7 protein-coding genes and 1 pseudogene are annotated in these 6,168 nt (G+C 46.9%); 4 read left to right on the forward strand and 4 right to left on the reverse strand.

The genetic code is table 11. The features are described from left to right. Together RMO84_RS17470 and ruvB are read right to left on the reverse strand one after the other, a co-directional pair. A pseudogene (locus RMO84_RS17470) lies at window positions 1-351 on the reverse strand (hypothetical protein); the annotation flags it as partial. 22 nt (window positions 352-373) lie between these two features. After that, a complete protein-coding gene (gene ruvB / locus RMO84_RS17475) occupies window positions 374-1,516 on the reverse strand; it encodes a Holliday junction branch migration DNA helicase RuvB (RefSeq protein ID WP_310489714.1) in 1,143 nt (380 codons plus the stop codon). A gap of 156 nt (window positions 1,517-1,672) precedes the next feature. Between ruvB and RMO84_RS17480 the strand changes: the two genes are divergently transcribed. Together RMO84_RS17480 and RMO84_RS17485 are read left to right on the forward strand one after the other, a co-directional pair. After that, window positions 1,673-2,149: a hypothetical protein gene (locus RMO84_RS17480; RefSeq protein WP_310489715.1), complete on the forward strand. Its 477-nt coding sequence runs from the start codon at window positions 1,673-1,675 to the stop codon at window positions 2,147-2,149. 126 nt (window positions 2,150-2,275) lie between these two features. Next, window positions 2,276-3,262, forward strand: coding sequence for an ABC transporter ATP-binding protein (locus RMO84_RS17485; protein ID WP_310489716.1), 987 nt, complete (start codon window positions 2,276-2,278; stop codon window positions 3,260-3,262). 255 nt (window positions 3,263-3,517) lie between these two features. Here the strand turns inward: RMO84_RS17485 and msrA are convergent, their stop codons facing one another. Both msrA and RMO84_RS17495 read right to left on the reverse strand, forming a co-directional pair. Next, complete coding sequence (gene msrA / locus RMO84_RS17490; RefSeq protein ID WP_310489717.1) at window positions 3,518-4,225, reverse strand: peptide-methionine (S)-S-oxide reductase MsrA; 708 nt, start codon at window positions 4,223-4,225, stop codon at window positions 3,518-3,520. Window positions 4,226-4,239: 14 nt separating this feature from the next. Then, window positions 4,240-4,695, reverse strand: a complete 456-nt coding sequence (locus RMO84_RS17495; RefSeq protein WP_310489718.1) for a cupin domain-containing protein — start codon at window positions 4,693-4,695, stop codon at window positions 4,240-4,242. A 129-nt stretch (window positions 4,696-4,824) separates the two neighbouring features. Between RMO84_RS17495 and RMO84_RS17500 the strand changes: the two genes are divergently transcribed. Both RMO84_RS17500 and RMO84_RS17505 read left to right on the forward strand, forming a co-directional pair. Next, the gene (locus RMO84_RS17500) at window positions 4,825-5,385 is read left to right on the forward strand and encodes a sugar O-acetyltransferase (protein ID WP_310489719.1); all 561 of its coding nucleotides are present in this window, start codon (window positions 4,825-4,827) and stop codon (window positions 5,383-5,385) included. Window positions 5,386-5,436: 51 nt separating this feature from the next. After that, window positions 5,437-5,970 (forward strand): hypothetical protein, encoded by a 534-nt coding sequence (locus tag RMO84_RS17505; protein ID WP_310489720.1) that lies wholly within the window; start codon window positions 5,437-5,439, stop codon window positions 5,968-5,970. The last annotated feature ends 198 nt before the right edge of the window (window positions 5,971-6,168 follow it).

Here is a 6,168-nt window from a genome sequence, read left to right on the forward strand (position 1 = left end):
CATTAGATTCCCATCTTCATCAGATTCCGCTCGAACTTGCCAAATTTCTGCTGTCTGGGGACGCTTAATTCCACACCTGAGAAGATTGCGGAAAACGGATAAGTTACTAACTAACGATTTACTACCATAAAAACTCAAGCAGACAGTAATCTTTTGGAGATCGCCTAATCCAAAATCGATAATTGCTTTCGATCGCTCGTAGGCACGCAGAAACATTTTCAGATATGGCTTATCTCCAGCAAGTTCTAATCGCAAGCTCGGGGAATGTAGATAGAAAATTCCATGTGCTAAAGCGTTGTCGCCAAATACTTGGGATATTTGCGATCGATATGTGAATGGGGTGAGGCTCATAACAAGATCGATGTTAAAGCAGCTATTCCTCTAGTAAGGATAACTGTTCGCCGTTGTCATTCCCTCCTTTCAAGCCCAAATGTTTCCGCGCTGCTGCGGTCACTACCCGTCCGCGCGGCGTCCGGTGGAGATAGCCGATTTGGAGTAAATACGGCTCGTAGACTTCTTCGATCGTATGACTATCTTCGCCTGTCGATGCCGCTAATGCTTCCAATCCGACAGGGCCACCATTAAACTGCTCTGCCATCGTGGTTAATAGTAATCGATCGACCCAATCCAATCCCAGCGGATCGACATTGTAAATCTCCATCGCGGCACTGGCAATTTCGCCATCGATTTCGGTGTGATTTTTAACTTGAGCATAGTCCCGCACCCGTTTTAGCAGCCGATTGGCAATCCGAGGCGTCCCACGCGAGCGACGTGCAATTTCGGCTGCACCTTCTAGCGTAATTGCGGTTTGGAGAATATCCGCCGTCCGTTGAACGATGAGCGTTAATTCGTCCACTTCATAAAAGCGTAACTTCTGCACCAGTCCAAATCGATCGCGTAATGGGGATGTCAGCGAACCTACCTTCGTCGTCGCCCCTACTAGCGTAAATTTAGGCAAGGGAATACTCCGAATTTTGGCGGTATTTCCCTTGCCGACGGTAATATCTAATCGAAAATCTTCCATTGCTGGATAGAGAATTTCTTCCGTCATTCGCGGTAAGCGATGAATTTCATCGATAAATAAAATATCTCCTGGCTGCAACCCCATCAAAATCCCCACAATATCGCGCGGACGTTCTAGTGCGGGAGCTGCGGTAATTTTACAATTGACGCCCATTTCTGATGCCAAAATTAGCGACATCGTAGTTTTGCCCAATCCTGGCGGGCCATATAAGAGCAGGTGATCCAGCGATTCGTTACGGACTTTAGCTGCTTGGATGGCAATATCAAGAACGCCCTTGAGATCTTTTTGACCGATATATTCATTGATGCTACTCGGTCTGAGACTTTCTTCTTGGATCTTTTCCTCAGGATTAGTGATATCGGCTTGCAATATTTCTGCATCGGCAGTGGCTACAGGAGGAGATGTCACTGCTGGCTTGGGAGTACTTTTTTTCCCCTCTTTTGGCGGTTGTGGGGCATCAGAGGCTGGCTGTTTTGAGGAGATAATGGCCATATCAGATGGTAGGTGAGCGATTCATCTTATTATCTCAATTAATCGTCGTATCCGCGCGATTGACTGGCGATGATACTGGATGCTATACGTTGCTGACAACTTGAAACTGCTAGAATGCATTCAGTTGAATTTAATTTAATCAAATCATTAATTAGCATGACATACACTCCAGAAGAACTAAACACGATCGCCGCAGCACCCATGACGATCGGCATGGCAGTCGCCATGGCGGATATGGGGATTATTTCATCAGCGATCGAAGCCGTGGCACTGACTAAAGAAATCGTCGGTGCAGGCAAAAAATATCCCAATAACTCGATCGTCCAAGCCGCCTTTTCCGAAGCCGTCCTCAGTAGCGGCAAAATCAAACAACAGAAACCCGACGTTAAGCCAGAAGACATTCAGTCTGGCGCATTCGTTACCAAAGCGATCGCGACTGTCGATAGTGCTGTAGCCACAATTGGCACTAAAGCAACACCCGCAGAGATTACCGAATTCAAACAGTTCGTCTATGCTTGCGCCGAAGCCGTCGCAAGTGCGGCAGGTAGTGGTTTATTTGGTTCGGGCGATCCGAAAATCAGTACCTCCGAAGCATCGGCTCTCGCCAAAATCAAAGCGGGCTTGGGTATCTAGCGATCGCTAGTGGGAAGTATTTCCAAAGGTCAGGGTACAGGCTAAAGTAGAGAGGCGATAAAATTCAGCGGCAAATATCCTGAATTTTATCGCCGCAAATCCTCTACCCCCCCGATTTCGATAGCTATGACTCTAACTACAGAAAAATTGGATCGATCGGCCCCAACTTCCGAAATTGCCGCCGCGATCGAAACTTATCAATTAGGCAAAATATATCGCACCGGCTTTTGGCTCAATCGCAAAGTTGAATCATTAAAAGAATGTACGCTCCAAGTCTATGAAGGCGAAACTTTTGGACTATTGGGTTTGAATGGTGCTGGCAAAACGACACTACTCAAAACACTATTAGGGATCGTCAAGCCAACTGGGGGTAAGGGATTATTACTCGGCAAACCGCTTGGATCTCGATCGGTCAAACAAAAAATCGGCTATCTTCCTGAAAATCCTTATTTTTACGATTTTCTCACCGGCTGGGAGTTATTAGAATACACCGCTGGCTTATTTGAAATTCCGCGTTCCGTTCAAAAACACCGCATTCCAGAATTATTAGAACTAGTTGGTTTAACCCAGTCGGCTGCTAAGAAAAAGCAACTCCGCCAGTATTCTAAAGGTATGGTACAGCGGGTCGGCATGGCGCAAGCTTTAATCAACGATCCCGAACTTGTATTCCTCGACGAACCGATGTCTGGACTCGATCCATTAGGCCGCAAACAGATGCGCGATATTATTGTTTCATTAGCCGATCGCGGTAAAACTGTCTTCTTTAATAGTCACGTCCTGTCGGAAGTAGAACAGATTTGCAGTCGCGTCGGTATCCTCGCTCGCGGCGAATTAATTTCCTGCGGTACGATGTCAGAATTACTGATTAATGACGATCGATATTATCTAGTTTCCGGTTGCGGTGGCAATCCCGAAATCCTCGATCGCTGGATCGAAAACATCACGTATCAAGATGATGTTTGGTCTGGTAAATTGCGGGGAGAGTCACAAGAGTTTATGGCGACTCTTAAATTGATGGATGCCGAATTAATCTCCCTCAATCGCGGACGCGCTTCTCTAGAAGACTATTTCATGGAACAGATGGAAATACGCGGGATTCGATCGAGTACTTAGAATTTTAGCAATTAGAGGTTGAAGCAACAGGCGATTGATGTCGATCGATTAAGCGATTCGATCGTCCCATTGCCAAAGTCCTAGTCGCAGGGTTAGAAGGCTATCTCGAATAATGTCGTCTCAGAAACTTTCGTTGGGGTTGTTGGGTTTCATTCTTCAACCCAACCTACAGATCTTTGCACTAGATAATTAGTCTGCGGAGGCAGACTTTGAAGCACCAGCAGCGATTTCAATCGCTATCATTTATCAAACACGCTAAACTTTTTTAATTAGCGTGGGAAATTGTTGGCGGAGTTGGGCGAGCTTTGGTAGATCGAATCTGACGATATAGGCTTGAGTGGGATTGCGATCGATAAAGTTCTGATGGTAATCTTCAGCCGCATAAAACTTAGTTAAAGGCACTAATTGAGTCGCAATTGGTTGAGGAAAAACGCGAGCTGTATTTAATCGATCGATATAAGCTTTCGCTATTTCCTGCTGTTCTGGACTGGTGAAGAAGATGGCCGATCGATATTGGGTGCCATTGTCTGGTTCTTGACGATTTACCTGAGTCGGATCGTGGGCGATGAGAAAGTAAATCTTCAATAACTGCCCGTAAGAAATTTGCTTGGGATCGTAGGTAACTTTAACAGCTTCGGCATGTCCGGTGGTGCCATTACTAACAGTTTCATAGTGGGCAGTTGCCGCAGTGCCGCCAGCGTAACCAGAGACAACATTAGAGACACCTTTGAGCTGCTCGAATACTGCTTCTACACCCCAAAAACAACCCCCAGCGAGGACGATTGTGCGTTCTCCGTTGATATTTGTAGCGGACAGCTCGGCTGGTAAATCGACGTTCATTCCCGCCACCAGTGCGGGTGCCGGATTGACAGCATTAGAGGCAATTGGAGATGGCAAACTACAGGAAACGGCAATGAGTGAGACGATCGACAGAGTAATAAGCAGACAATAGTTGCGTGACATAATTTGGTAACTTGCTAAGAATCGCTCATTTCAAAATCGGCAAAGTCAAATCCCGGCACCACTACGCAGGCTACTAGTGCATATCCGGCTTTACCTGCGATCGGTTGCGCTCGTTGCCAATGGTGGGGCGGCACGACGGCTTGCCAGCAATAATCGCGACCGAGATAGGTTACTTGCGATTCCTCATCTAGAGTTGCCGCCATTCCCAGCTCTAGAGGGTCGCCTGCTTGATGAAACCATAACTCAGCCGATCGCACGCGATGCCACCGCGAGGAATGTCCCGTAGGCAGCAGAAATAAAATCGCAGTGCCCGCCGATCGACTACCACTATAATCAGCGGGTAAAATCGAGCTGGGCAAACACAGATCCGATCGCCAAGTTTCTCGATAAAAGCCGCCCTCAGGATGTGGTTGCAATTGCAAATTATCGATTAGCTCGATGACAGTGGTCGAGAGTGGCGGGGGAGACATGAATATTTATACCATTTTGGATTTTGGAGATCGGTTGTAGAAATCTCGATCGGGTTTTGAGAATCGCTCGGCAGCTTGCTGACGAATGATAATCTGAGATTTGCATGAGTGGGATACTGAGGCAAATATATGAACGGTGAGAAAGCAAAAATGTTGAGGGGTGAACTCTACAACCCGCTCGATCCCGAACTTGTCGCCGAACGCCAGCGCGCGCGGCAGTTGTTCAAATCGCTCAATGATAGCAGTGTCGATCGCGTGGCAACACGTTTGCAACTCATCCAAGCATTAATCCCGAGATCGGGGCAAAACGTATGGATCGAACCCCCTTTCTACTGCGACTATGGCAGTAATATCACGCTGGGCGATCGGGTATATTTTAATTTTAATTGTACGATTTTAGATGTCGCACCAGTGACGATCGGTGCAGATGTCAAATTTGGGCCTGGGGTACATCTTTATACCGCCGCACATCCGATCGACTCAGCAGAGCGCAAGTCTGGTCTAGAATTCGGTCGTCCGATCGAGATTGGGGCTGATACGTGGATCGGTGGTGGGGCAATTATCTGTCCGGGAGTCACTATCGGGGAGAGATCGGTCGTCGGTGCTGGCAGTGTCGTCACCAAAAATCTGCCCGCTGATGTAGTGGCGGTAGGCAATCCTTGTCGAGTTATCCGCTCGATCGGATCGTAAAACTTGGGTGCGATCGGAACCGTCTGCGATCGTGATAGTCCCTATGTAACGATGAATCTAACAGAAAAAGTCAAGACTGGTTTCCCTCAAGAAATAGAATTTCCCGAACTCTTATCGCAACTTTGTTCTTGGCACGAACATCAAAATTTTGATAAGAAGTTAAGCGGGTACTTTGAGCTATTTGAAAACGATCGAGAAGTAATTTCTGCTTGGGTAGATCGAGCAGAGACTCAAAAAAGACTCGCTGTGTTTGGCATGAGTCCTGATGGAGGCTTATATTGCATCTGGCTACAAAATAATGGCAAAAAGCCGATTGTTTATCTTGGCAGCGGTCAAGATGCCAGGGTTTTTGCTAAAGATATACAGGACTTCATCGCTCTATTAGCGATTGGCTACAATGATATCTGTAGCGCAGATATGTCTCAACCTCCGGACGAGGGGTCGCTCATCAATCCAAAATTCCAGGCTTGGGTCGATCGGGTGTTAAATGTAAATATACCTGTGACAGGACGACAAATTGTAGATGCTGCTGTTAGGGAGTCAGATAACATTTATGAATGGCTGGTCGCTAATTGTACTTGGTAGCAAGAGCATCTGACACGACATGACAATTGTCGGGGAGACGGCGATCGCAGTCTTCTGATAAGGCAGACGCAGTGCAATTGCCGCACCCAAGCTAGCTCATGCCAAAAAAACAACAACCTAGTAAGCTACCTGGTTCAGGTGCGAACTAAATTGTTGTTGCTGAGGTGAAAGCGTAGAATGTCAACAACTATTTCAAAG

The sequence above is a fragment of the Chamaesiphon sp. VAR_69_metabat_338 genome, assembly GCF_031423935.1.
Taxonomy (GTDB): domain Bacteria; phylum Cyanobacteriota; class Cyanobacteriia; order Cyanobacteriales; family Chamaesiphonaceae; genus Chamaesiphon.

What these genes read in the sequence shown, in the direction of transcription:
- ruvB (WP_310489714.1), bottom strand. Translation starts at nt 1,516, where the DNA reads ATGGCCATTATCTCCTCAAAACAGCCAGCCTCTGATGCCCCACAACCG.
- RMO84_RS17480 (WP_310489715.1), top strand. Translation starts at nt 1,673, where the DNA reads ATGACATACACTCCAGAAGAACTAAACACGATCGCCGCAGCACCCATG.
- RMO84_RS17485 (WP_310489716.1), top strand. Translation starts at nt 2,276, where the DNA reads ATGACTCTAACTACAGAAAAATTGGATCGATCGGCCCCAACTTCCGAA.
- msrA (WP_310489717.1), bottom strand. Translation starts at nt 4,225, where the DNA reads ATGTCACGCAACTATTGTCTGCTTATTACTCTGTCGATCGTCTCACTC.
- RMO84_RS17495 (WP_310489718.1), bottom strand. Translation starts at nt 4,695, where the DNA reads ATGTCTCCCCCGCCACTCTCGACCACTGTCATCGAGCTAATCGATAAT.
- RMO84_RS17500 (WP_310489719.1), top strand. Translation starts at nt 4,825, where the DNA reads ATGAACGGTGAGAAAGCAAAAATGTTGAGGGGTGAACTCTACAACCCG.
- RMO84_RS17505 (WP_310489720.1), top strand. Translation starts at nt 5,437, where the DNA reads ATGAATCTAACAGAAAAAGTCAAGACTGGTTTCCCTCAAGAAATAGAA.